This window comes from Dorea sp. AGR2135 (assembly GCF_000420885.1).
GTDB lineage: Bacteria > Bacillota > Clostridia > Lachnospirales > Lachnospiraceae > Dorea > Dorea formicigenerans.
This window is the reverse complement of record NZ_ATVU01000001.1, coordinates 81,448-105,672: the sequence shown is the minus strand read 5'-3', so window position 1 is coordinate 105,672 and position 24,225 is coordinate 81,448. Positions and strand designations below refer to the sequence as shown.

Here is a 24,225-nt window from a genome sequence, read left to right as displayed (position 1 = left end):
CCCATAAATCTCCGACACATAAATCTCCGGGAATTTTTCGTGAATTTTTCCACGTCCGATATTTTTCTTATCAACATACGCTCTACCCCAGAAACCCTCGTACAACCTCCAGAAGTGTCATAAGAATCGGAATACACAAAACCATGATCCCAAGCCTTGCAAATATTTCAATCTGAAGTGCAACTGACTGATATCCTGCATCTTTACAGATTGCAGACACAAGTTCCGACACATAAGTAATTCCAAGCATTTTCAATAAAATTGCGACATATGCATAATCTAAATCCAAATCCTCTTCCAACTTATCAAATGCATGGATCAATATTTCCAGATATCCCAAAATTCCGCCAAAAATTAAAATTCCCAATACAACACTTATATAAGTGCTATATTCTGTTTTCCCATTTTTAAACTGAACTGCCAGAAGAACTCCGGCAACTGCGAGAACCCCTACTTTCAAAATACTCATGTAAGATGCCGCCTTTCCTTTTCGCGCTCACTGCTCTTTTACAGTGTAAACAATCTTTGGATTGATTCAAAAAGTTCATATATGTAAGGTACAATCCAAAATAATACAAGAATCAGGCCTGCAAGGCTTGTCAGAAATGCCTGTTCCTCTCTCCCACTGTGTTTGAGCACCTGACTTATAACAGACACAAGAATTCCAACTGCTGCAATTTTGAAGATTAAATTGACACTCATAGTTACCTCCTGATTCACATTCGCAGCTCATGGTTTTTCATTTACAACTAAATATTCCTTTGTTATATCAAGAATATGGTAATCAATATGCCTGCACTTGCTCCTAGACAGATTCGCACTTTCATTCGCATTTGAATATCTTTTCTCATCTCGTCCATCTGTAATTCTATTTGTTTCAAATAACGTTCCATGGACCAGATCTGCATCTGCCGATCGGCTCCTCCAAGATTTCTGCCCAGCATTTTTAAATGGTTTAAAGCTTCCATACCAAGTCCGCTTTCCTTCAAAAAACCATTGACATTATCCTCCCATATTTCAGAAAATGTCTTTCCATCTCTTCTTTCCATCTGTATTTTCATTCCAAGCAGCCAATTTCGATATGGTGCATCTACTTTTTTCGAAAGACATTCGAACATTTCTCCAAATTCCGAGCCCGCATAACTTAATTCATTTTTCATCATTCCAATCAAATGATATATTTTTCCTAACGCCTGATAGGAGTGTTTCACTTCTTCTGCTTTCCAGATTCCAATCCCGGTCATAGAACTTACTATAAAAAGACTTCCAAGAAACTTTAACATATAGCAGTTTTTTCCTCCTGATCCTGATACAGAAGCGAACCTCTCTCATCATAAATTTCCTGAATCGTTCCTATCTGTGGCTCATTTCCAAGTAATACATAACGTTCAAATCTTTTTTCCCGTATCAGCCGATCAAATACTGGTTTCTTTTGTAGTTCCTCCATAGAATCAGCGTGAGCTGTTGCAAGCATACGGCAGCCGCAATGCATTGCATATTCAATAGCATGTACATCTTCACTCCCTCCAATTTCATCAACTGCAATAACTTCGGGACGCATCGAACGAATCAGCATGATCATTCCCTCAGCCTTTGGACACCCATCCAGTACATCTGTACGGATTCCCAGATGATTCTGTGCCACACCTCTGTAACAGCCGGCAATCTCTGAACGTTCATCGACAACACCGACAGACATTCCCTTAATAAACTCATTGCCTTCTGAAATTTGTCGTATCAGATCCCGAAGTAGTGTCGTCTTTCCACAACCTGGAGGCGAGACAAGAAGTGTATGATATAATCGCCTGTGGAAAGTAATATAAGGCAATAGTCCATCTGCACATCCAAGTATTTCATGTGACATTCTCACATTGATCGATGAAATGTATTTTAAATTTTTCACCCTTCCGTTTTCCATTATAGCCTGTCCTGACAGTCCCACTCTATGCCCTCCTTCAATTGTAATATATCCCTGACTCATCTCACGTTCATAAGAGTACAGTGAATATCCACTGATGTAATCTAACATTTCCCGTATTTCATCTTTTGTGATGTAATACGGCCTGCCGTCCGCCTCAGGAATCACTTCATTTCCTCTGTACAGCAAAATCAAAGGTTTTCCGACCCGAAGCCTGATTTCCTGAATACTCTGGAAATCAATATTCTCTCTCTTAAGAACCTCCCTGAGCTGATGCGGCAAAATGGTTAAAATAACTTCTTCTTTCATGATTTCTCACCTCTTACTCTCAATATATGTAAATGGACAGGATTTATGACTTGTTTTTTTCACTAAAAAAGGTCCACCGGACCTTTTTGTCGTATGCTTGGCAACAAAGAAAGGATACCCTGTCCTCCAGAGTACCCTTAACTGTTGCCCGACATGAAGTATCATCTTAATAAGAATAAAACCATTCTGTACTTGCATCTGTAAATGGAAATATTGCATCTTAATCCATGATGGGGACGTAGCATTTTAACACTTTACTACGTCCCCAATTTACAATTTTTTTATTCTGCTACGTCTTTCATGCTGAATGAGAATCTTCCCATCTTATCTTTTCCAAGGCATACAACTTTCACTGTATCGCCAAGTGTCAGGACATCTTCTACATGATTCACTCTTTCTTTTGAAATTTTAGAAATGTGTACCATTCCTTCTTTACCTGGTGCAAACTCAACGAATGCTCCAAACTCTTTGATGCTGATGACTTTTCCTTCCAGAACCTGTCCGGCCTCAAAGTCAGTAACGATTGTATAAATGAGCTTTCTTGCCTGCTCCATTCCTGTTGCGTCTGTTCCGCAGATAGATACTGCACCATCGTCTGTAATATCAATCTTCACACCTGTCTGCTCAATGATTGCATTGATTGTCTTTCCTCTCTGACCGACAACATCACCGATCTTCTGAGGATCGATCTGCATCTGGATAATCTTAGGTGCGTATTCTCCGACCTCAGCTCTTGGCTCATTGATTGCTTTGGACATAACCTCATCCATGATGTAAAGTCTTGCTTTTCTTGTCTTTGCAATTGCCTCTTCAATGATGGCTCTTGTCAATCCGTGAATCTTGATATCCATCTGGATAGCTGTGATACCTTCATGTGTTCCGGCTACCTTGAAGTCCATATCCCCGAAGAAGTCTTCCAGTCCCTGGATATCTGTCAGTACAAGGTAATCATCATCAGTATCACCTGTTACAAGTCCACAGGAGATTCCTGCTACTGCAGATTTGATTGGTACACCTGCTGCCATCAGAGCCATAGAAGATGCACATACACTTGCCTGTGATGTGGATCCATTGGACTCAAATGTCTCAGATACTGTACGGATCGCATATGGGAAATCTGCCTCACTTGGAAGTACTGGTACAAGTGCACGCTCAGCCAGCGCTCCATGTCCGATCTCACGGCGTCCCGGTCCTCTGGAAGGTCTTGTCTCGCCTACAGAGTATGATGGGAAATTATAGTGGTGCATATATCTCTTTGTTGTCTCTGCCTCGTCAAGTCCGTCTAATCTCTGTGCCTCAGATAACGGAGCCAGTGTACAGATATTACAGATTTGTGTCTGTCCACGGGTAAACATTGCAGAACCATGAACTCTAGGAATCAGGTCTACCTCTGCTGCCAGTGGTCTGATCTGATCGATCTGTCTTCCATCTGGACGCTTGTGGTCTTTTAAGATCATCTTACGAACAGTCTTCTTCTGGTACTGATATACAGCATCCGGAAGAATTGCAAGCCACTCTTCCTTGTCTGCAAATGCTTCTTCTAACTTTTCTGTGACAACACGAATATTTTCTTCTCTAGTCTGCTTGTCATCCGTAAATACAGCTTCTTCCATCTCTTCTGGAGTTACCACTTCTTTCATAGCTGCAAATAACTCTTCCGGTACAGCAAAGCTCTCATATGAGTGCTTTGGCTTTCCACACTCAGCTACGATTGTATCAATGAATTTGATCACTTCCTGGTTCACTTCGTGAGCCTTGAAGATTGCATCGATCATCTGCTGCTCCGGCACTTCATTGGCACCGGCCTCGATCATGATAACTTTCTCTCTTGTAGATGCAACAGTCAGGGCAAGATCTGATACAGCCTTCTGCTCTGCAGTCGGGTTGATTACAAACTCGCCATCAACAAGTCCAACCTGTGTTGTAGAGATCGGACCATCAAATGGAATATCTGAAATAGTTGTTGCAATTGCAGCACCAAGCATAGCTGTAAGCTCCGGTGAGCAGTCCTGATCTACAGATAATACCAGATTCTCCAGTGTTACATCGTTACGATAATCTTTCGGGAACAGCGGACGCATCGGACGGTCAATAACACGATCTGTCAGAACTGCATTCTCAGATGCCTTTCCCTCTCGTTTATTAAATCCTCCCGGAATCTTTCCTACAGCGTACATTCTCTCATTGTACTCTACACTTAATGGGAAGAAATCAATTCCTTCTCTCGGCTTTTCAGATGCAGTTGCCGTACACAGAACAGTCGTATCACCGTAATGCATCAGAACAGCACCATTTGCCTGTTTTGCAACTCTGTCTACATCTACGCGAAGAGTTCTTCCAGCCAGTTCCATCTCAAACTTTTTGTACATAGTGTTCTCCTTTTTCTCTATTACTCTTGAACTCACGGGATACCATATGAAAATCCCACGCTCTCGTATTCTCTCACTTTTGGTATCTCATGTATTATTCATCGGCCGGGGAACACCGAAACTACTGAAAAATGTACTTTTCATCGAAGCAAATACCCTTTTCAGTGGTCTCGGAGTGTTATCCCCGTCCATAATCTTTAATATTATAACATACATATATAAAATGTGCCATATAAAAATTCATATTACATGGCGTCGGCTTTTTTGGCTTTTTGGCTTTTTTATATTAGAAAATGCGATTTCCTGCTATAGAAAAAGAGACGTCCATAAAATGAACGTCTCTAAACATAACTGAATTATTTTCTCAGTCCAAGCTTCTCGATCAGCGCACGATATCTCTCGATATCTGTCTTCTTAAGATATGCAAGAAGTCCTCTTCTCTGTCCTACCATCTTAAGAAGTCCTCTTCTTGAGTGGTGATCTTTCGGGTTAGCTTTGAAGTGATCTGTAAGATCGTTGATTCTAGCTGTCAGGATAGCAATCTGTACTTCCGGTGATCCTGTATCCCCTGCTGTTCTACCATACTCTGCAATAATCTGTTCTTTCTGCTCTTTTGTTACCATGTTGTGGTTCCTCCTTAAATTCTTATATATCGCCTGGTATTAAGTAACGGTTGGAGAATCCAATTACCGAACACCGGCTAACTCACTTGACTAATATATCATATATGCCTTATCTTGTAAAGCACTAATTGTATGCTTAAATTTTAAAATACTGTCTGCCGCTGGCGATATCTTTATCCACACGCGCTTTCAGTTCTTCTTTATTTTCAAATTTCTGCTCCGGTCTGACGAACTCAATCAGTTCCACCATGACTTCTTTGCCGTAAGCATCTGCATCATAATCAAATAAAAATGTCTCAAGCCACACTTTTTCTTCGTTGGATACGGTCGGTCTGACGCCTACATTTGCAATGCCATTGTATCCAAATCCGTCCATATACGCACGGCACAGATACACGCCTCTCGGAGGTATAATCTTGCGCTTCGGCCATGCAATATTCATCGTTGGAAATCCAAGTGTTCTTCCAAGTTTATGTCCATGCTCTACCGTGCCGCAGATTCCATAAGAATAGCCCAGAAGTCTGCCGACCAGATCCATGTTTCCGGTTCCCAGTATCTTCTTTGTGTAGGTACTGCTGATAATATGATTCTCATACCGTATCTTTTCCAGAACGATCAGGCGGTATCCATATCTCTCCTGGAACTTGTCCAGCATATAGATATCTCCTTCCTTATTATATCCAAACTGGAAATCTGTACCTACGACCACATAAGCTGCGTGAAAGGTTCCGATAATAATATTCCGGATAAAATCCTCGGCTCTCATCTGACGGATTTCATCTGTAAACGGACACTCGACCAGATAATCCACCTCATCCTCCAGATGAATCTGCCGTTCCTGCGGAAGCATCAATAGCGCCGGTGAATCCATATCGAACGCACATACTACACTATCTACATCATCTTTGTCCTGCAGTTTTTTCACTGTGTCAACGAGCGTCATATGCCCTTTATGAAGTCCGTCAAACTTTCCAAATGTCACTGCTGTCTTTCTGGCATTGTCATAATGCTCAAGACCTTTGATATACTGCATCTATTTTTCCTCTTTTATATAAAACATTTTCCGTATCCGGTATTCACGTTCTTTCTCGTGATACTGATACACCCCGATAAAATCTTCTACATCATCATATACCCTGACATACGCTTCGTCCAGAATATTTTCATCTTTCCGGACATCTCTGTCTTTGATCCCATTGCCATTATACGCAAGTCTCGCCGCTTCTCCCGACACAATAATGCGCGGATAATCTGCGAACATTTGATCCATTGGAACCAATATTTCTGACAGTCTGTCTTCTTTTTTTAATATCTCGATCTGTGCAAGTGTCAGACTGTCCTTTATCTCAAATCTGCTTACCTTTGTTCTTGTAAGCTTTTCCATACATGCACCACATTCAAGCTTCTGCCCGATATCATGGCACAATGTACGGATATATGTTCCTTTTGAGCAATGGACCTTCATTGTCACCCGTGGCAATGCTATACTTAGGATTTCAATATCGAAAATCTGTACCCGTCTTGCCGCACGCTCTACAGTCTTGCCTTCTCTGGCAAGCTCATAAAGCTTCTTTCCGTTGATTTTAAGCGCGGAATACATAGGTGGAACCTGATCGTAATCCCCCATAAAATCTAAAACTGCAGCCCGGACCTGTTCTTCTGTAATCTCGTCTGTCTCACTGCTTTTTAGTACCTGCCCGGTTGTATCCTGGGTATCTGTCTCCACACCCAGAAGCATCACAGCCTCATAGACTTTGTCTTTATCTGTCAGCATATCGCACAATTTTGTTGCACGTCCCAGACATACAGGCAGCACACCGACCGCATCCGGATCCAATGTGCCTGTGTGACCGATTTTCTTCTGTCCCACGATTCCACGAAGCTTTGCAACCACGTCGTGAGAAGTAAATCCCTGCTCTTTATATACATTTATAACTCCGTGTATCATGCCTGTCCTTTCAACTGCTCATCAATGCGCTCTGCCAGATTATTCAGAATATCCTGCGGCGTACCTGTCATAGTAACTCCAGAAGCTTTTTCATGTCCACCGCCGCCAAAATATCCTGCAATCTTACTTACATCAACTTCATTCCCAGAACGAAGGCTGACTTTAAATACATTCTGATCCAGCTCATACATAAAAATAGCAACTTCCACGCCTCTGGTATTACGGAGCTGGCTTACGATCCCGTCAAGATCTTTTGGCTTTACACCATAGAAATCCATGACTTTCTTACGAATATAGGAGACGATACATTTTCCTTCCATGAACAAAAAGCTCTCCACCAGTGCACGTCCGAAAATCTGCATTCTCGCATAAGATTTTTCGTAAAATGTATCCATAATAAGATCTGCCGCATCAATTCCAGTCTCCAGAAGTTCTGCCGCCGCACGAAATGTAGATGGTCCGGCACAGGAATACTGAAATACTCCTGTATCATGTACGATTCCTAGATACAGTGCTTCTGCAATCTCTTTTGTAATCTTATCTTTATCAATCAGATTGTAAACAAGCTCTGAAGTGGAGCTTGCATCTGGTACAACATAATTATCCTGTGCAAAACAGATATTGCTGACATGATGATCAATACAGAGTGTATGTCCTGCACTTACGAACAGTGGCACAGAAAACTCCAGTCTTCCGGTATCTCCACAGTCCAGTACAATGAACAGATCATAATGTTTACTCTCGTCAATCTCATGTAAAATCTCATCCGTCCCTTTGATTCTGTAAAATGTAGATGGAATTTCCTCCAGAAAAACGTCCACTTCTTTGTCTGGATAATTATTCTGGATATACTGATACATTGCCATACAGGATCCGACACAGTCGCCATCCGGACGCACATGTCCTCCGATGGCGATTGTTTTTGCCGGTTCCAGAATCTTATTCAGATTCAACATCTTCATCACCTTCTGTGTTCAGATCTTTTGTTACTTCATCAATCTTCTTGGACATATTAACACCATACTCAATAGACTGATCCAGAATGAACTGAATCTCCGGAGTGTTTCGCATATTCAGAGTTCTTGCCAGTTCGCGGCGGATAAATCCTTCTGCACTTCTCAGCCCTTTGATCGTATCCTCCTGCGCCTTTACGTCGCCGAGAACACTGATATATGCTTTACATGTCTTAAGATCTGGTGCCACCTCGACTGCTACAACAGACGTCCACGGAGCTACCCGCGGGTCCTTTAAGCCCCGGCGGATAATCTCACTGAGTTCACGCTGTACTTCGGTGTTCACTCTTGTATTCTTAATACTTCTTTTTCTCAATTTCTATTCCTCCTAAGAGAAGGCTTTTCACATGATTTTCCTTATCTTGGAACCTCTACCATCTTGAAGGCTTCTACAAGGTCACCCTCTTTGATGTCATTGAAGTTTGCAAATACGAAACCACACTCATAGCCTGCTTTTACTTCTTTTACATCATCTTTGAAACGTTTCAGAGATGCAAGCGGTCCCTCAAAGATCACAATTCCATCTCTTGTCAGACGAACTGAGCAGTCACGCTCAAACAAACCATCCAGTACATAAGAACCTGCAATAGTTCCGACACCGGAAGCCTTGAATGTCTGACGCACTTCTGCATGACCAAGTACTTTTTCTTCGAATACCGGATCAAGCATTCCTTTCATAGCTGCCTCTACATCCTCAATCGCATTATAGATGACACGATACAGACGTACATCTACGCCCTCTCGCTCTGCTGTTTCTTTTGCAGTTGCATCCGGACGTACGTTAAATCCAATGATGATCGCATTAGATGCAGATGCAAGGCTGACATCAGACTCATTGATTGCACCAACACCACCATGGATCACTTTTACAATAACTTCGTCGTTAGACAGCTTCAGAAGGCTCTGTTTTACAGCCTCTACAGATCCCTGTACATCAGCCTTAACGATCAGATCAAGTTCTTTTAAATTACCTTCCTGAATCTGTGTAAACAGATCATCCAGGGAAAGTTTTGACTTTGTATCTTCAAGAAGTTTCACTTTATTCTGAGCAATAAATGTCTCAGCAAAGCTTCTTGCCTCTTTTTCATTCTTACAGCATACTACAACTTCTCCTGCATTCGGTACATCATCAAGTCCAAGAATCTCTACTGGAACAGATGGACCTGCCTCTTTCACACGTCTTCCCTTGTCATCCATCATAGCTCTTACTTTACCATGTGCAGAGCCTGCTGCAATCGCATCTCCGACACGGAGTGTGCCTTTCTGCACAAGTACAGTTGCGACCGGACCTCTTCCTTTATCAAGCTGTGCTTCCAATACAAGACCTCTTGCACGGCGGTTCGGATTTGCTTTTAATTCCATAACCTCTGCAGTCAGAAGGATCATTTCCATCAGTTCTTCCAGGCCTTCTCCTGTCTTAGCAGATACCGGAACAAAAATAGTACTTCCACCCCAGTCCTCTGCAATCAATTCATACTCTGTCAGTTCCTGTTTTACACGATCAACATTAGCACTCGGTTTATCAATCTTGTTGACAGCTACAATAATCTCAACACCTGCAGCTTTTGCATGGTTGATAGCCTCAACAGTCTGTGGCATGACACCGTCATCTGCTGCGACAACAAGGATTGCGATATCTGTAGAACTTGCTCCACGCATACGCATTGCTGTAAACGCCTCATGTCCCGGTGTGTCCAGGAATGTGATTTTTTCTCCATTTACCTCTACAACAGAAGCACCAATGTGCTGTGTGATACCACCAGCCTCTCGGTCGATGACATTTGTCTGACGGATAGCGTCCAAAAGGGAAGTCTTACCGTGGTCAACGTGACCCATGACACAGACTACAGGTGGACGTTTTTTCATCTTGCTTTCATCCTCTTCGTCCTCTTTAAGAAGTTCTTCAATCACATCAACAACTTCCTCTTTTTCACAGAGGACATCAAACTCCAATGCGATTTCTTCAGCTGTCTCGTAATCAATTTCCTGATTGACTGTTACGATTTTACCCTGCATGAAGAGTTTCTTTACAATAACCGAAGGAACAATCTTCATCTTATCTGCAAGTTCCTGAATCGTCAGAACCTCTGGAATCGTGATAGATTTGATCTGCTCTTCCTGTTTCTGCTCTTTCTTCTCCGGTTTCTGAAGCTGAGTCTTTGGCTCATTCTTGCCCTTCTTACCTTTTCCTACGCGGTCTTCGTCATGGCGGAAGTCTTTATCTTTCTTCTTAAAGTCATCCTTACCTTTTCCTTTGTTTCTCTGTGGCTTCTGACCTTCCACGATTGGCTCTGGAATTGCCGGACTGTTCTTGCGGTTGTCACGTCTGTCATCACGTCCACGATTATCACGTCTGTCGTCACGTCCGCCCTGATTACGATTGTCGCGTCTGTCATCTCTTCTGTCATCGCGTCCGCCCTGATTACGGTTATCACGTCTGTCATCGCGTCCGCCCTGATTACGGTTATCGCGTCTGTCATCTCTTCTGTCATCACGTCCACGGTTATCTCTTCTTTCGTCGCGGTTATCACGATTTCCCTGAGAACGGTTTTCTTTTCTTTCCTGCTCTTTTTTCTCCTGTTCCAGTCTCTTCTTCTGCGCGGCTGCAGCTGCTTCTGCCTCATGCATCTGCTGAACCTGTTGACGGATTCTGTCCGGACGTGGACGAATTGGCTGGGATGGTCTTTCATCTCTTACTTCTTTGCGTCCATTCTGAGATTTTCCATTTTTATTTCCACCGTTTGAACGGTTATCTCTTTTATCATCACGTCCAGTCTGAGAACGGTTATCGCGTCTGTCGTCACGTCCCTGACCCTGACGCTTTCCGCCCTGTCTTCCACCACTCTGGGTGTTCTGCGGGCGGAATACCTGGACGATTTTTTTCTTCTTTGGTGCGTCAGATTTTTCCTCTTCTGCTTTTTCGGCATCTGCCTTTGGTGCAAATGCTTTTCTTACCATATCTGCTTCTGCCTCGTCGATGGTACTCATATGTGTCTTGGCTTCCACATCCTTTTTATTCAGGAACTCAACAAGCTCTTTGCTCGGCTTATCAAGTTCTTTCGCTAACTCATATATTTTGATTTTTGACATATACACTACCTCCTCTATGCAACCGTATTATCTTCTGTCTTCATCTGCTTCGTAATTTCCTTCGCAAAACCTTCGTCCAGTATTGCAAGAGATGCCCGGAATTCCTTTCCCATTGCATGCCCCAAGGTATCTTTATCTTTATAAAAATAGATTGGCACTTCATAAAATTCACACATATCCCGGAACTTTTTCTTTGTATTTTCGGAAGCATCTCCTGCCACAATAACAAGCGCTGCTCTTCCTGTCTTTACTTCCTTTTCTGTACAGAACTCTCCGCTGGCTGTCTTACCTGCCCGCGTTGCAAGCCCGACGAGTGATAAGATCTTATCTGGTTTCAAGCTCTGTCATCTCCTTTTCCAAAGACTCATACACTTCCTGCGGAATTGCCTGCTTAAAAGATCTCTCAAGGCCCTTACTTTTCACTGCCTTTTTCAGACATTCCTGATTTGGACAAATGTATGCGCCCCGTCCATTTTTGCGTCCGGTCGCATCTAACAGAAATTCTCCTTCACTGGTACGGATTACACGGATCATTTCTTTTTTATTCTTCATTTCCTGACATCCCACACACTGACGCATAGGAATCTTTTTATTTGCTCCCAATGAGATTCTTACGCCTCCTCACCGTCTTCTTCCGGCTGAACATTAGCTTCTGTTTCATTTTTCGCTTCTGTATCTACTTCTACATCTGCGTCCTCTGGATATTCTTCATTCTCATCATAAACATCTTCTTCGTACACACCTTCGCCCAGTTCCATATAGTTCTCTGGAAGCTCACCGGACTCAATTGCCTGTGTCTCGCTCTTGATATCGATCTTATATCCAGTCAGTCTTGCTGCCAGTCTTGCATTCTGTCCTTCTTTACCGATTGCAAGGGAAAGCTGATAATCCGGTACAATAACGCTTGCTTTCTTCTCATCCGGATCAGCCATAACAGAAATAACTTTTGCAGGGCTTAACGCATTCTCGATCAGGATTGCCGGATTATCGCTCCAGTTGATGATATCAATCTTCTCGCCGCGAAGTTCATTCACGATCGCATTGACTCTGGCTCCGTTCATACCAACGCATGCTCCGACCGGATCTACATCCGGATCATTAGACCATACTGCAATCTTTGTTCTGCTTCCGGCCTCTCTTGCAATACTCTTAATCTCTACGATTCCGTCTCTTACCTCTGTAACCTCAGACTCGAACAGTCTCTTTACAAGTTCCGGATGTGTACGTGATACAAGAATCTTCGGTCCTTTTGTTGTATTCTTTACTTCTACAACATAGAGCTTGATGCGCTCTGTTGGTTTGAACACTTCACCTTTGACCTGCTCATTCTCTGTCAGCATAGCATCTGCTTTTCCAAGGTTGATACTTACATTCTTACCTACATAACGCTGAACGATACCTGTCACGATATCCTTCTCTTTCTCAAAATACTGATCATATACAACTTTCCGCTCTTCCTCGCGGATTTTCTGAAGGATCAGGTTCTTTGCATTCTGTGTTGCAATACGTCCAAATGATTTGGATTCGATTGGAACACGAACGATATCGCCGAGGTCATAATGTCCATCTAACTGGCTTGCCTCGTCAAGACTGATCTGCTCAAGCGGATCTTCTACAGTCTCAACAACTGTCTTCTCTGCAAAAAGCTGGTAATCACAAGTATCATGATCCATAATAACTTTGATGTTATCTGCTTTACCAAAATGGTTCTTACATGCATTTAACAGGGAATTCTCAATTGCATCTAACAGAGTCTCTTTGCTAATTTCTTTTTCTTTTTCCAAAATATTCAACGCTTCTAATAATTCTGTGTTCATAGTAATTCTCCTCCTAATCTAAAAATCGAACGCCAGGCGAATAAGCGCAATATCGCCTTTTTCAAATGTCTTCCTAGTTCCATCTTCCAGTTCTATCGTAACTGTTCCTGCCTCATAGTTATAGCTGTCAAGAAGTCCTGTGAATTCTTTCTTCTTGTCAACCATACGGTAGGTACGTATCTCAACTTCTTTTCCAAGATTACGTTTATAATCTTTCTCCTTCTTCAGAGGTCTTCCAAGTCCAGGAGAGCTGACCTCCAGAACATAAGAATCTTCAATAAAATCTTTTTCATCTAAAATATCTGATAATCTTCGGCTTACAGCTTCGCAGTCATTCACTGTAATTCCGCCCGGTTTGTCAATGTAAGCCCGCAGATACCACATGCTGCCTTCTTTTACATACTCTACATCTACCAGTTCAAATTCCAGTTCCTCCATGATCGGATTCAGGATTTCTTCCGTCTTCTGCTCATAAATTTCTCTTTTTGACAATGTTCTAATTTCCTCCTTACTGTGTCAAAGACTTCTTGTCTTTTTACACACCCATGCAACAAAGAAGAGTGAACTTGCGTCCACTCTTCTGCCGATTCCTATGTTACTATTTCAAAGTATAGCACCACAAACCCTAAAAATCAAGGTTTTTTTTATATTTACATCAATCTTTTCCAAAGACTTTTCCAGCGGCTGCGCTGCGATTCCCCTTAAGTCTTTAATCACGATCGTTCGTAAGTTTTAACTTATCCAGTATATAAAAGATCAGACTCAGGATCATGGCAACTACACACGCCAGTACCATTCCCGTAAGCTGTACATCCCCAAAATTTACTGCAATACCGGAAAGTCCTGTTATAAACACAACACTTGTCAGTGTCAGGTTTCTAGATTTACCATAGTCTACCTGCGCGTCTACAAGGATTCGGATTCCGGAAGCTCCTATCATTCCATACAAAAGGAAGGAGATTCCTCCGATGACCGGTCCTGGAATCGTCTGGATCAGCATAGACAACTTCCCGACAAAGGAACAGATAATAGAAAGCACTGCTGCCCCTGCAATAACGCGCACACTATATACCTTTGTCACTGCCATAACTCCGATATTCTCACCGTAAGTCGTTGTCGGGACGGAACCGATCAGACCGGAAAGCATCGTTGAAAAGTTATCTCCAAACAGAGATCTGTGAAGCCCCGGATCCTTTAACAGATCCCGTCCGATAATCTTGCCGGTCACAACCTGATGTCCGATATGCTCTGAGGTAATAACAAGTAATACCGGAAGGATCATAAGAATTGCTCCCATATCAAACTTTGCAGGTTGGAAATTTGGCAGGGCAAACCAGGAAGCTGCTGCTACCTGTGAGAAGTCTAAGATTCCAAGACAGAACGCTGCCACATATCCTGCAATAACTGCGATCAGGATTGGGATTACAGATAAAAAGCCACGGAATAAAATATTTCCAAATATCGCAACACCAAGTGTCACTAAAAATACAATTACATTTTTCATATCCGGCTTGTCGCAAAGAAGTCCCGCATTGCTTGCCGCAGAGCCGGATAACTCCAGTCCGATCAAAGCAACGACCGGTCCCATAGCTGCAGGCGGCAGAACCACGTCAATCCATTCTGTTCCACATTTATAAATAATAAAAGAAAGAATACAGCCGCAGAAACCGACTGCCACGAATCCTCCCAGGGCATAGGAATAACCCATTTTACTAATAACGATTCCTGCCGGTGCAAGAAATGCAAAGCTGGAACCTAAGTATGCCGGCGCCTTCCCCTTGGTCACTGTCATAAAAATCAAAGTTCCCACACCGTTCATAAATAACACAATTGCCGGATTGATCCCGAAAATGAACGGTACAAGCACAGATGCGCCGAACATGGCAAACATGTGCTGAATGCTGAGTGGCAAGAGCAGCTTAAATGGCACCTTGTCCTCAACCTGAATGATCTTCCTCTCACTCATCTTAAGTCCTCCTCATAGTTTGGTATTGAAACCACATTTTTTCTATTGTATAATGAAACATCATAAAAACAAAGGAGATTTTAAAATATTTATGAATTTTAATCAGATTGCAATGCTCCAGAAGTTAAAAAGCAGCATGAATCGTTTCCGCAACAATCATCCGAAGTTTCCACTTTTCTTAAAAGCCGTCGTTGGAAATGCACTGGAAGAAGGAACCCTTGTGGAAATCAATGTCACAACTCCTGAAGGCAAGAAATACTGTACGAATTTAAAATTAAAACAGGAAGATCTGGAATTTTTCCAGACATTGAGTGAAATGGGAAGCCAACATTAATGTCAGCTTCCCATTTTCTTTATATCGTATATCCGTCACGAAACACCATCATCATCTCGTTAGTCAGACTGATGTCGTCCGGCTCTGCCGGAATCTGATTCCGTTCGAACCATTCAGCAAGTGCCAGCTCATTTTCATCTAATTTCACCTGATCTGATCCGTCAAGCTCGCAGAAGAATCCCATCAGTAATGTATCTGAAAATGCCCACGGCTGATTCTTATAATAAGTAATATTCTTTACTTTTAAACCAACCTCTTCCATAACCTCCCGGCTCACTGTCTCTTCCAGTGTTTCACCAATCTCTGTAAATCCCGCAAGAAGTGCATATTTCTTATATTCCCGTCCTGCATACTTGGACATCAAGATCCGGTCACCGTCAATAACTCCAATAATCACAGCCGGACAGATCTTCGGAAATTCCATCAGTCCACACTTCGGACATTGCATCATCCGTTCCACATGATCTGGCTTCATCACATTTCCACATCGCCCACAGAACTTGTGTTGCTGATACCATCTGGCAAGCTGCCAGCCTGTGATTCCTGCAAAGGCCTCATACTTTGGAGATACACATCTAAACTCTTGATGATCGATCCACTCGTATCCCATCTGTTCAGATAATATACCGACATTCTCTTTTTTTCCAAGATAATAGCTTTTATCGTCTACTGCAAATAAATATGTATATTCTGTATCTTCTGCCGCCTCTTTAGGCATACACTTTTTCAGTTCTTCATAAGTCGGATATGCGATTTGATTCTCGTTCCCGCCAATTCCTTTTCTCACCAGAACCTTTCTGCCATCATAATATAAAAATCTGCTGCCTGCATCCGGTGCTTTTTTCTGTCCATACTGATTATTCAGTTTATGTGGTGCAATATCCTGAATCATTTCTGCTGCCTTCTTTCCTGCTGTATCTTACTCTCTCATAAATGCCCGGCATGATTGATGCCTGGATTTTCACTCTTAACTCCTAGCCTTCGTTCCGGTTCCGTCACGTTTTGCAACCTTCAGCCGGTTCAACGTCAGTTCCCGGTCACCGTATGAAATCTTCTGCTCCGTTCCTTCGTAAAAGAGATAAATCTGTTCCAGCTCATCATTCTTACGAAGCTTTATGCCCCGGACTCCCACAGCCGCTTTCTTCTTCTCGGCAACTTCCTGAGCTGAAAAACGCAGAAAATATCCATCTTTTGTCTGAAGGACTACATGCTGGTCATCAGTAATGACTTGAACACTGATCAGCTCATCATCCTCCTGAAGCTTTGTTGCTGCAATGGTACGTTTTGCCACCTGGAACTCATTTCCCTTTACTTTCTTAATCATTCCCTGCTTCGTTGCAAATAATAATTTCGCATAACGAAGCTGTAATTCGTCGCACATATATACGACCATTTCCTGTGTACTGTCATAATTACTTACATTGTCGATTGGCTGCCCCTTATCACGGAACTTTCCATATGGAAGATCGAGCACTTTAATCTGATGCATCTTGCCGGTATTGGTAAATACACACAGTTTTCCGGTATTAATGCAGTTTACGATCCATTTATTCTCTGCATCTGCCGCCTCTTTATTTCGCTCGTAAGTTGCCACATCCACTGTCTTGGCATAGCCAAAACGATCCATCAGGAATACTACTTCCTGTTCTTCTACTTTCTTTTCTTCATAGACAGCCTCCTGGCCATTCTCTACAACAGTGCGGCGTTTGCGTGCATATTCCTTTTTGAAATGCTCCAGATCTTCAATGATAACTTCTGCCATAGAATCATAATGATTCAAAATATCTTCATATCTTGCAATATTTTTCAGAGTCTCCTCATGTTCTTTCACCAGCGCTTCAATTTCCAGACCAATGAGTTTATAGAGACGCATTTCCAGGATTGCATTTGCCTGGCGCTCAGTAAAACGGAGCATCGCAGCCATTTTCCTGGAAATCCCGGATTTAAATTTGATATTTTCGGTGATTCCCTGTGTCAGACAGGCTCTTGCATCAGCCACAGACTGACTTCCCCGCAGGATTTCAATAATCAGGTCAATGACATCACACGCTTTGATAAGACCTTCCTGAATTTCTTTTCTATCCCGCTCTTTTGCAAGCAATGTCTTATATTTTCTTGTTGCCAGTTCGAACTGGAAATCTACATGGTGCTCGATAATCTTCTTAAGCCCCATAGTCTCCGGACGTCCGTCTGCAACTGCCAGCATATTTACCCCGAAAGTATCTTCCAATCTTGTCTTTTTATAGAGCATATTGGTCAGATTTTCAACATCTGCTCCTTTTTTCAGCTCAATAACAATGCGGATTCCTTCCTTTGAAGACATATTGGAAATGTCTACGATATCGTTTGTCTTCTTTGTCTCTACAAGCGCACAAACATCATTTAAAAACTTGCCGATTCCGGCTCCGATCATCGTGTAAGGAATCTCAGTGATGACAAGACGCTTCTTGCCACCTTTCATCTCCTCTACTTCCACTTTACCACGGACTTTAATCTTACCTGCACCAGATTCATAGATTTCAAGAAGGTCATCTTTATTGACAATAATTCCTCCGGTTGGAAAATCCGGTCCTTTGATATATTTCATCAATTGCTTTGTGGAAATGTCTTCCTGTTTCATATACGCTTCTACCGCATCAATGACTTCTGACAGATTATGTGGTGGAATACTGGTCGCCATACCAACTGCAATACCATCCGCTCCGTTGATCAGAAGATTCGGTACACGCACCGGAAGAACTTCCGGTTCTTTCTCCGTCTCATCAAAGTTCGGCATAAAGTCTACAATATTCTTATCCAGGTCAGCAAGATAAGCTTCCTGCGTGATCTTTGCAAGTCTTGCCTCTGTGTAACGCATTGCGGCTGCTCCGTCCCCTTCAATGGATCCGAAGTTACCATGTCCGTCCACCAGTGCCATTCCTTTTTTAAACTCCTGTGCCATGACAACTAATGCATCATAGATGGAACTGTCACCGTGCGGGTGATATTTTCCCATCGTATCCCCAACGATACGGGCACATTTTCTATATGGTTTATCATAACGGATACCAAGCTCGTACATATCATAAAGCGTACGGCGCTGTACTGGTTTTAGTCCATCCCGCACATCAGGAAGTGCCCTGGCAATGATAACACTCATGGCATAGTCAATGTAAGACTTCTTCATCAACTCACTGTATTCCGTTCTGATAATCTGTGAATCCTGCATATTTTCTCTCCTAAATTTTATATGTCAAGCTCCGCTTCTGTCGCATTTTCATAGATAAATGCACGTCTTGGCGGTACTTCTGTTCCCATCAGCATCTCAGTCACACTGGATGCCATTCTTCCATCCTCAATCTCTACTAATTTTAAAAGTCTTGTCTTAGGATTCAGTGTTGTCTCCCAAAGCTGGTCTGCGTCCATCTCTCCAAGACCTTTATAGCGCTGCAGAGTAAATGGACCATCATGGGTTTTCCTGTATTTTTCCAAGGCCTTGTCATCGTACAGATACTCTTCCTCGCCTTTCTTCGGCATAGCTTTATAAAGCGGCGGCATGGCAATATAGACATGTCCCTCCTGAATAAGCTCCGGCATAAAGCGGTAGAACAACGTCAGAAGCAATGTGGAAATGTGTGCGCCGTCCACGTCAGCATCAGCCATAATAATAATCTTGTCATAGCGCAGTTTTGTAATATCAAAATCATTGCCGTAGCCCTCGGAAAATCCACAGCCAAAAGCATTGATCATAGTCTTGATTTCCGCATTCGCAAGGACTTTGTCGATGCTTGCTTTCTCCACGTTCAGAATCTTACCCCGGATCGGCAGGATTGCCTGATACATACGGTCTCTTGCTGTCTTTGCAGATCCTCCGGCAGAATCTCCCTCCACAATAAATATCTCGCATTTTGATGCGTCGCGGCTCTCGCAGTTGGCAAGCTTTCCGTTGCTGTCAAAAGAATATTTCTGCTTCGTCAGAAGATTCGTCTTCGCTTTTTCTTCTGTTTTACGGATTTTTGCAGCTTTCTCCGCACAACCGATGACATTTTTCAGTGTCTCCAGATTGCGGTCAAAAAAACGAACAATTTCCTCACCGACCACCTTGCCAGTCGCCTTGGATGCATCCGGGTTGTCCAGCTTCGTCTTCGTCTGACCTTCGAATCGCGGATCCGGGTGTTTGATGGACACGATCGCTGTCATTCCATTTCGCACATCCGCTCCTGTAAAATTAGGATCCTTATCTTTAAGAATTCCAAGTTCTCTTGCATACTGATTAATGACTGTTGTAAATGTTGTCTTAAATCCGGTCAGATGTGTACCGCCCTCACTGTTATAAATGTTGTTACAGAATCCAAGAATATTTTCATGGAACTCATTTACATACTGGAATGCAACTTCCACTTCTATTCCGTCTGCCTCACCTTTAAAATAAACCGGCTCATGGACAGATTCTTTGTTTGCATTTAGTTCACGGATAAATCCAAGAATTCCGTCTGGCTCATGATAAACGATATGCTCTGGTTCTGCGCCTCTTAAATCTTCAAATATAATCGTCAGGTTCGGATTAAGGTAGGTCGTCTCATGCATACGTCTTTTGACTTCCTCTGCTTTGAACTTCGTTTTTTCAAATATCGTATCATCTGGCAGAAAGTTAACCTTCGTTCCGGTCTTTCTTGTCTTCCCGATTGTCGGAAGAAGTCCATCTTCCAGTTCAACTACAGGAATACCTCTCTCATACCGGTCATGATGAATATATCCATCACGACTGACCTGCACATCCATATAAGCAGACAATGCATTTACAACTGAAGAACCAACTCCATGAAGACCACCACTTGTCTTATAAGCAGAGTCATCAAATTTACCACCTGCATGCAGTGTCGTATATACAATTCGCTCCGCTGAAACGCCTTTTGCATGCATACCGACCGGAACTCCTCGGCCATTGTCCGAAATTGTCGCAGAGCCATCTTTTTCCAGAGTTACATGAATCTCCGTACAAAATCCGGCCAGATGTTCATCAACTGCATTGTCTACAATCTCATAGATCAGATGGTTCAATCCTTTCGTCGATACACTTCCGATATACATTCCCGGTCTCTTCCGGACTGCCTCAAGTCCTTCCAGGACGGTAATACTATCTGCATCATAAGTGTTGTTCTTTGCCATTTCGTCAGTTCCTTTCCATTTTTAAACATACTATTTAAAATATAGCACAAAACAAAAAGACAGGCAAATAAATTTTCAAGACGTCAGCGCAACCTTTTTCAAGCTTTTTCAAGTTCTTCAGGGTGTCAGCACCCGGCTCAGCACATCTGCCAGTACTTCCATAGCATTTCTCATCTCTTCTACTGTATTCGTCTGTGCTCCTGCCTCAATAAGCATTGCCTTCGGTGCCAGATCCAGATTATACCGGTAACTTTTCAGATAAATATGCCTCGTAAAACCAGGATAGTATCTTGCTGCCATAAGCTGCATCTGAAAAGACGTTGCCAGATTATCCTCACGGTATGGATTATTCAAATATGCGATCTCTCCATTTTTCCTTGTCCGGCTAAGACCATTAAAAAACATGATCTGAGCGGTTGGTTTCCCATTAATTTCCGTCACCAGATGTGTGCCCTGCGCCACGCCATCTCGATGCAGATCAATCACCACTTCAATGCTTGGATTATCTTTTAAAATCTGCCGGACATCCGGCTCTGCAAGCTGATAGGCCCGGCTGCGATCCAATTTCCCATCAATCAGATCATAAATGCCCTCATGATGAAGTGTCTCAATTGCCCTTGCATTCAAAAGCTCTGTCAAATATGTACCTATCCCCATAATCGTCGTAGAAGTGTCTCCATCAACAGAATCAGCAAATGCCTCCTGGGAATGTGTGTGATAAATCAGTACTTTTGGTCCTCCTGTTGTCCTATCAAGCGCCAGATTCTTCTCCAGAAACTTCCCTGCATTCAGTTCCTCCGGATCGGTCATAGTTGTCCCGTCAACGGTGTAAAATGTTCCCACCAGATATTCGTAATCATTTAACTGATTCATATCAATGTCCTGAACCGGTGTACTGGCTAATACTGCTGCATTTTCTTCTGGCACCCCAGCCCCAACTGATTCTTGCATACTCCCAGCCGGAATCAGATTGCCGTTCTCATCGATAGCATTTTCATCATTTGCCTGATTTTCCAGAATCATAGTTCGTGTCAATGTATCTTCCACGGTTGTTTCCGGTTCTTCATGATTTCGAACATATTCACTGATTGGAACGAAGCTTAAAACACTTTTTTCAATTCTTCCCGTCAATGTGTCTTTCCGCCCCTCTTTTACATATGTAAGTCCCGGAAGCAGCCAGTTTGCCGCCTGCTTCAGGACATTTTGACTTGTTGAGCTAAAAAAATTTTTTCTCTCCCTGCTTATTTTTACATTTTCTATATCTGTAAATGCATAAATCAGCAGCATCCCTACGATCAATAGCATCCGTATTCGATTTCTTTTCTTTTTTTCTTGCATTACACCGCCCCATGTGCGTCTTAGTTCTAATAATATATGATGCAATTGGGGTTCTTATGTGCATGTCCTTTCAGAAATCCAAAATATCTTCTATTCAAAACTTTGCCCTGAAAACGCAAGATTCAGCCCCTCCGAGATGGTGTAACTCAGACGTTTTACTGTCTCATCTATATCTTTCGGTGTCATAAACATACTGTTCAGGTTTGGTGCGATCAGTTCTTTGATCAGCTCATACTTCTCTGCTTCGCTGTATCCTCCTAGCACAAGTCCGACTCCTTTTAACGATTCTGATGTCTCCAGTGCTGACAATAGATTTTCCATCGTATCACTTACAATTGTCACAGCATCAACCACTGTCGGAACTCCGATTGCAATTACCGGAACTCCAATTGTTTCTTTTGTAATCGCATTCCGGTAATTACCGACACCGGAGCCTGGATTGATTCCGGTATCAGCAATCTGAATCGTCCGGTTCAGTCTTCTGGAATTTCTCGCAGCAAGGGCGTCAATTACAATTAAAAGATCTGGCTTGGTCTCCCTCACCACACCCTTTATAATCTCCGCTGTTTCCATTCCGGTCTGTGCCATCACTCCTGGAACTATGGCACTGACCACACAATTCATCTCTTCTAGTGCTGCATATTTCCCATATTCTTTCACAATATGTCTGGTAACGTTCAGATTATCTGCCACATAAGGGCCAAGAGCATCGGGTGTCGCCTGACGATTTCCAAGCCCTATGACCAGAACTTCCTTATCATGTTCACTTTCCGGTATGATTTTTTTCATAACTTCTATCAAATATTTTGCCAGTTCTTCTGAAACCTCCCGGTGGATTCCCTCATCCGGTGAAGATAAATTCGGGGCTTCAATCGTCAGATATGTTCCGACTGGTTTCCCCATAGTCTTCGCACCATTTTCGGTTTCAATCCGTACAGTCGTCACCCTAATTTCCCGCTCCTTATCATATTCTTCCTCCAACACAACTCCTTGTACCTCCACCTGGTCAGACTCAAAACGTTCCTTCTCTTCCAATGCCAGATCTGTCCGTATGTTATATTTTTCAACCATGATTTTCTCCCCTTTTCACCTGCAAGCACTATTTTTATACTAGTTTTTACAATATTTCCATAATTATGTATTGACAGAATAAGTCAGCTGGTCTAAAATGAATGAGTGTGTTCGAGAGAACGTCCGTGTCCGGATCTGTCGAACTGATCATTATAATCGAAATCATAGATATTGGAGGTGGACAAATTGGCTAATATCAAATCCGCAAAGAAGAGAATTTTAGTAAACGAGACAAAGGCTGCTAGAAATAAAGCAATCAAGTCTAAAGTTAAAACTTACGTAAAAAAAGTTGAGACAGCTGTAGAGAAGAAAGATGCAGCAACTGCTGCAGCAGCTCTTAAAGAGGCGATCGCTGAAATCAACAAAGCTGGAAGCAAGGGTGTATACCACAAAAACACATGCTCTAGAAAGATTTCCCGTCTGACAAAAGCTGTTAACGGAATTGCTTAATTCATAGAGAAACATGGAAAGACAACCATACCGTCATGTGGTTGTCTTTTTATATAATAGGAAATTGCATTTCCTATTATATAAAAAATCTCCAGCAGGATGTCCACGAAAAAGAGCCGGAAATAATTGCTCGCATTTTTCTCTCCGACTCCTCATCTTATTATTTAACAGATACTCCTGTTCTATTTCTATAATTTTGAATATCCAAAACTGTTGACAATTGCTTCTACTCTGTCACCTGCTTCACACATTGGGCACTTATTCGGCTCATATGCATGATATGCCGGAAGATCTTTGCTTGTAAAAATTGTCTTTACTTCCATGCCTGCTACTTTTGTTACAGCACTGAAGATAGAACATACTCCACAAATCGTTCCTCCATAATATAATACAGAATCAATAGCACGCTTAATCGTCTTTCCAGTCGTAATGGATGCTGCCAGCACAAGTACCTGCTGATCTTTGATCATTCTCTGTTGATTATCACGGAACATAATCTGCCCCAATCCGTTATATTCCGGTGTGATCACAGAAATATTATTCTTATGGCTCAATGCCATATGTGTGCTGTCTGCCAGCTGTTCAGCCAGAAATGCTCCAATCACACATGTCTCATCCAGGCATACAATCGTATCTACATATGTACTTGTCACGTACTCCTGCTCCAGTACTTTCGCTGCCTCTCTCGCATTGTTATGACGAATCTTTACTGTTGACATATCAATATAAGTATCCAGATGTGAGTTGCTTGTAGCAAAATGTCCTTTCATAATCTTGATACGCGCTTTTGGATTTTTCGTCGACCGCAGATTCTCTAATCTTTCATCCATG

At 42.5% G+C, this 24,225-nt stretch carries 24 protein-coding genes; 2 read left to right on the top strand and 22 right to left on the bottom strand.

Features of this window, described 5'->3' with window-relative positions; all coding sequences use genetic code 11:
- Positions 1–82 precede the first annotated feature (82 nt).
- The 16 genes from G593_RS0100505 to uraA all read right to left on the bottom strand — a co-directional run bounded on the left by G593_RS0100505 (position 83) and on the right by uraA (position 15,053).
- Positions 83–469: a SpoIIIAC/SpoIIIAD family protein gene (locus tag G593_RS0100505; RefSeq protein ID WP_005336643.1), complete on the bottom strand. Its 387-nt coding sequence runs from the start codon at positions 467–469 to the stop codon at positions 83–85.
- A gap of 38 nt (positions 470–507) precedes the next feature.
- Positions 508–702 carry a stage III sporulation protein AC gene (gene spoIIIAC / locus G593_RS0100500; protein ID WP_005336645.1) on the bottom strand — a complete coding sequence of 65 codons (195 nt, stop codon included), beginning with the start codon at positions 700–702 and terminating at the stop codon, positions 508–510.
- Between the two features lie 62 nt (positions 703–764).
- Positions 765–1,283, bottom strand: coding sequence for a stage III sporulation protein AB (locus G593_RS0100495; RefSeq protein ID WP_022279350.1), 519 nt, complete (start codon positions 1,281–1,283; stop codon positions 765–767).
- The gene (gene spoIIIAA / locus G593_RS0100490; RefSeq protein WP_029730395.1) at positions 1,277–2,227 is read right to left on the bottom strand and encodes a stage III sporulation protein AA; all 951 of its coding nucleotides are present in this window, start codon (positions 2,225–2,227) and stop codon (positions 1,277–1,279) included. The genes G593_RS0100495 and spoIIIAA overlap by 7 nt, the downstream gene beginning before the upstream one ends.
- A 281-nt stretch (positions 2,228–2,508) precedes the next feature.
- Positions 2,509–4,596 (bottom strand): polyribonucleotide nucleotidyltransferase, encoded by a 2,088-nt coding sequence (locus G593_RS0100485; protein WP_029730394.1) that lies wholly within the window; start codon positions 4,594–4,596, stop codon positions 2,509–2,511.
- A gap of 356 nt (positions 4,597–4,952) precedes the next feature.
- Positions 4,953–5,219 (bottom strand): 30S ribosomal protein S15, encoded by a 267-nt coding sequence (gene rpsO, locus G593_RS0100480; protein WP_005331040.1) that lies wholly within the window; start codon positions 5,217–5,219, stop codon positions 4,953–4,955.
- Between the two features lie 136 nt (positions 5,220–5,355).
- Positions 5,356–6,252 carry a bifunctional riboflavin kinase/FAD synthetase gene (locus G593_RS0100475; RefSeq protein ID WP_029730393.1) on the bottom strand — a complete coding sequence of 299 codons (897 nt, stop codon included), beginning with the start codon at positions 6,250–6,252 and terminating at the stop codon, positions 5,356–5,358.
- Positions 6,253–7,167, bottom strand: a complete 915-nt coding sequence (gene truB / locus G593_RS0100470) for a tRNA pseudouridine(55) synthase TruB (RefSeq protein WP_029730392.1) — start codon at positions 7,165–7,167, stop codon at positions 6,253–6,255.
- On the bottom strand, positions 7,164–8,123 hold the full coding sequence (locus tag G593_RS0100465; protein WP_005336655.1) for a DHH family phosphoesterase: 960 nt from the start codon (positions 8,121–8,123) through the stop codon (positions 7,164–7,166). Before G593_RS0100465 ends, truB begins: the two co-directional genes overlap by 4 nt.
- The gene (rbfA, locus tag G593_RS0100460; protein ID WP_005336656.1) at positions 8,107–8,496 is read right to left on the bottom strand and encodes a 30S ribosome-binding factor RbfA; all 390 of its coding nucleotides are present in this window, start codon (positions 8,494–8,496) and stop codon (positions 8,107–8,109) included. Before rbfA ends, G593_RS0100465 begins: the two co-directional genes overlap by 17 nt.
- 41 nt (positions 8,497–8,537) lie before the next feature.
- Positions 8,538–11,270 carry a translation initiation factor IF-2 gene (gene infB, locus G593_RS0100455; protein WP_081646458.1) on the bottom strand — a complete coding sequence of 911 codons (2,733 nt, stop codon included), beginning with the start codon at positions 11,268–11,270 and terminating at the stop codon, positions 8,538–8,540.
- 14 nt (positions 11,271–11,284) lie between these two features.
- Entirely contained in the window at positions 11,285–11,608 is a 324-nt protein-coding gene (locus tag G593_RS0100450; RefSeq protein WP_005336658.1) for a L7Ae/L30e/S12e/Gadd45 family ribosomal protein, read from the bottom strand.
- Positions 11,595–11,849 (bottom strand): RNase P modulator RnpM, encoded by a 255-nt coding sequence (gene rnpM, locus G593_RS0100445; protein WP_005331053.1) that lies wholly within the window; start codon positions 11,847–11,849, stop codon positions 11,595–11,597. The genes G593_RS0100450 and rnpM overlap by 14 nt, the downstream gene beginning before the upstream one ends.
- A 32-nt stretch (positions 11,850–11,881) precedes the next feature.
- Positions 11,882–13,087, bottom strand: coding sequence for a transcription termination factor NusA (nusA, locus tag G593_RS0100440; RefSeq protein ID WP_005336660.1), 1,206 nt, complete (start codon positions 13,085–13,087; stop codon positions 11,882–11,884).
- Positions 13,088–13,105: 18 nt separating this feature from the next.
- Positions 13,106–13,579 (bottom strand): ribosome maturation factor RimP, encoded by a 474-nt coding sequence (rimP, locus tag G593_RS0100435; RefSeq protein WP_005336661.1) that lies wholly within the window; start codon positions 13,577–13,579, stop codon positions 13,106–13,108.
- Between the two features lie 217 nt (positions 13,580–13,796).
- A complete protein-coding gene (gene uraA / locus G593_RS0100430; protein WP_029730389.1) occupies positions 13,797–15,053 on the bottom strand; it encodes a uracil permease in 1,257 nt (418 codons plus the stop codon).
- Positions 15,054–15,144: 91 nt separating this feature from the next.
- Between uraA and G593_RS0100425 the strand changes: the two genes are divergently transcribed.
- Positions 15,145–15,387, top strand: coding sequence for a hypothetical protein (locus G593_RS0100425; protein ID WP_005336664.1), 243 nt, complete (start codon positions 15,145–15,147; stop codon positions 15,385–15,387).
- Between the two features lie 19 nt (positions 15,388–15,406).
- On the opposite strand, the gene nudC is transcribed toward G593_RS0100425, so the two are convergent.
- The 5 genes from nudC to gpr form a co-directional block, all read right to left on the bottom strand.
- Entirely contained in the window at positions 15,407–16,279 is an 873-nt protein-coding gene (nudC, locus tag G593_RS0100420) for an NAD(+) diphosphatase (protein ID WP_005336665.1), read from the bottom strand.
- A 75-nt stretch (positions 16,280–16,354) separates the two neighbouring features.
- Entirely contained in the window at positions 16,355–18,595 is a 2,241-nt protein-coding gene (locus tag G593_RS0100415) for a DNA gyrase/topoisomerase IV subunit A (protein ID WP_029730388.1), read from the bottom strand.
- A gap of 17 nt (positions 18,596–18,612) precedes the next feature.
- A complete protein-coding gene (locus G593_RS0100410) occupies positions 18,613–20,535 on the bottom strand; it encodes a DNA gyrase/topoisomerase IV subunit B (protein WP_029730387.1) in 1,923 nt (640 codons plus the stop codon).
- A 117-nt stretch (positions 20,536–20,652) separates the two neighbouring features.
- The gene (gene spoIIP / locus G593_RS0100405) at positions 20,653–21,873 is read right to left on the bottom strand and encodes a stage II sporulation protein P (RefSeq protein WP_029730386.1); all 1,221 of its coding nucleotides are present in this window, start codon (positions 21,871–21,873) and stop codon (positions 20,653–20,655) included.
- A 90-nt stretch (positions 21,874–21,963) separates the two neighbouring features.
- Positions 21,964–22,944 (bottom strand): GPR endopeptidase, encoded by a 981-nt coding sequence (gene gpr, locus G593_RS0100400; RefSeq protein ID WP_029730385.1) that lies wholly within the window; start codon positions 22,942–22,944, stop codon positions 21,964–21,966.
- 186 nt (positions 22,945–23,130) lie between these two features.
- On the opposite strand from gpr, the gene rpsT reads away from it, so the two are divergent.
- Positions 23,131–23,394, top strand: coding sequence for a 30S ribosomal protein S20 (rpsT, locus tag G593_RS0100395; protein ID WP_005336673.1), 264 nt, complete (start codon positions 23,131–23,133; stop codon positions 23,392–23,394).
- 188 nt (positions 23,395–23,582) lie between these two features.
- Here the strand turns inward: rpsT and G593_RS0100390 are convergent, their stop codons facing one another.
- On the bottom strand, positions 23,583–24,224 hold the full coding sequence (locus G593_RS0100390) for an orotate phosphoribosyltransferase (RefSeq protein ID WP_029730384.1): 642 nt from the start codon (positions 24,222–24,224) through the stop codon (positions 23,583–23,585).
- Position 24,225 lies beyond the last annotated feature (1 nt).

What these genes read in the sequence shown, in the direction of transcription:
- G593_RS0100505 (WP_005336643.1), bottom strand. Translation starts at nt 469, where the DNA reads ATGAGTATTTTGAAAGTAGGGGTTCTCGCAGTTGCCGGAGTTCTTCTG.
- spoIIIAC (WP_005336645.1), bottom strand. Translation starts at nt 702, where the DNA reads ATGAGTGTCAATTTAATCTTCAAAATTGCAGCAGTTGGAATTCTTGTG.
- G593_RS0100495 (WP_022279350.1), bottom strand. Translation starts at nt 1,283, where the DNA reads ATGTTAAAGTTTCTTGGAAGTCTTTTTATAGTAAGTTCTATGACCGGG.
- spoIIIAA (WP_029730395.1), bottom strand. Translation starts at nt 2,227, where the DNA reads ATGAAAGAAGAAGTTATTTTAACCATTTTGCCGCATCAGCTCAGGGAG.
- G593_RS0100485 (WP_029730394.1), bottom strand. Translation starts at nt 4,596, where the DNA reads ATGTACAAAAAGTTTGAGATGGAACTGGCTGGAAGAACTCTTCGCGTA.
- rpsO (WP_005331040.1), bottom strand. Translation starts at nt 5,219, where the DNA reads ATGGTAACAAAAGAGCAGAAAGAACAGATTATTGCAGAGTATGGTAGA.
- G593_RS0100475 (WP_029730393.1), bottom strand. Translation starts at nt 6,252, where the DNA reads ATGCAGTATATCAAAGGTCTTGAGCATTATGACAATGCCAGAAAGACA.
- truB (WP_029730392.1), bottom strand. Translation starts at nt 7,167, where the DNA reads ATGATACACGGAGTTATAAATGTATATAAAGAGCAGGGATTTACTTCT.
- G593_RS0100465 (WP_005336655.1), bottom strand. Translation starts at nt 8,123, where the DNA reads ATGTTGAATCTGAATAAGATTCTGGAACCGGCAAAAACAATCGCCATC.
- infB (WP_081646458.1), bottom strand. Translation starts at nt 11,270, where the DNA reads ATGTCAAAAATCAAAATATATGAGTTAGCGAAAGAACTTGATAAGCCG.
- rnpM (WP_005331053.1), bottom strand. Translation starts at nt 11,849, where the DNA reads ATGCGTCAGTGTGTGGGATGTCAGGAAATGAAGAATAAAAAAGAAATG.
- nusA (WP_005336660.1), bottom strand. Translation starts at nt 13,087, where the DNA reads ATGAACACAGAATTATTAGAAGCGTTGAATATTTTGGAAAAAGAAAAA.
- uraA (WP_029730389.1), bottom strand. Translation starts at nt 15,053, where the DNA reads ATGAGTGAGAGGAAGATCATTCAGGTTGAGGACAAGGTGCCATTTAAG.
- G593_RS0100425 (WP_005336664.1), top strand. Translation starts at nt 15,145, where the DNA reads ATGAATTTTAATCAGATTGCAATGCTCCAGAAGTTAAAAAGCAGCATG.
- nudC (WP_005336665.1), bottom strand. Translation starts at nt 16,279, where the DNA reads ATGATTCAGGATATTGCACCACATAAACTGAATAATCAGTATGGACAG.
- G593_RS0100415 (WP_029730388.1), bottom strand. Translation starts at nt 18,595, where the DNA reads ATGCAGGATTCACAGATTATCAGAACGGAATACAGTGAGTTGATGAAG.
- G593_RS0100410 (WP_029730387.1), bottom strand. Translation starts at nt 20,535, where the DNA reads ATGGCAAAGAACAACACTTATGATGCAGATAGTATTACCGTCCTGGAA.
- spoIIP (WP_029730386.1), bottom strand. Translation starts at nt 21,873, where the DNA reads ATGCAAGAAAAAAAGAAAAGAAATCGAATACGGATGCTATTGATCGTA.
- gpr (WP_029730385.1), bottom strand. Translation starts at nt 22,944, where the DNA reads ATGGTTGAAAAATATAACATACGGACAGATCTGGCATTGGAAGAGAAG.
- G593_RS0100390 (WP_029730384.1), bottom strand. Translation starts at nt 24,224, where the DNA reads ATGGATGAAAGATTAGAGAATCTGCGGTCGACGAAAAATCCAAAAGCG.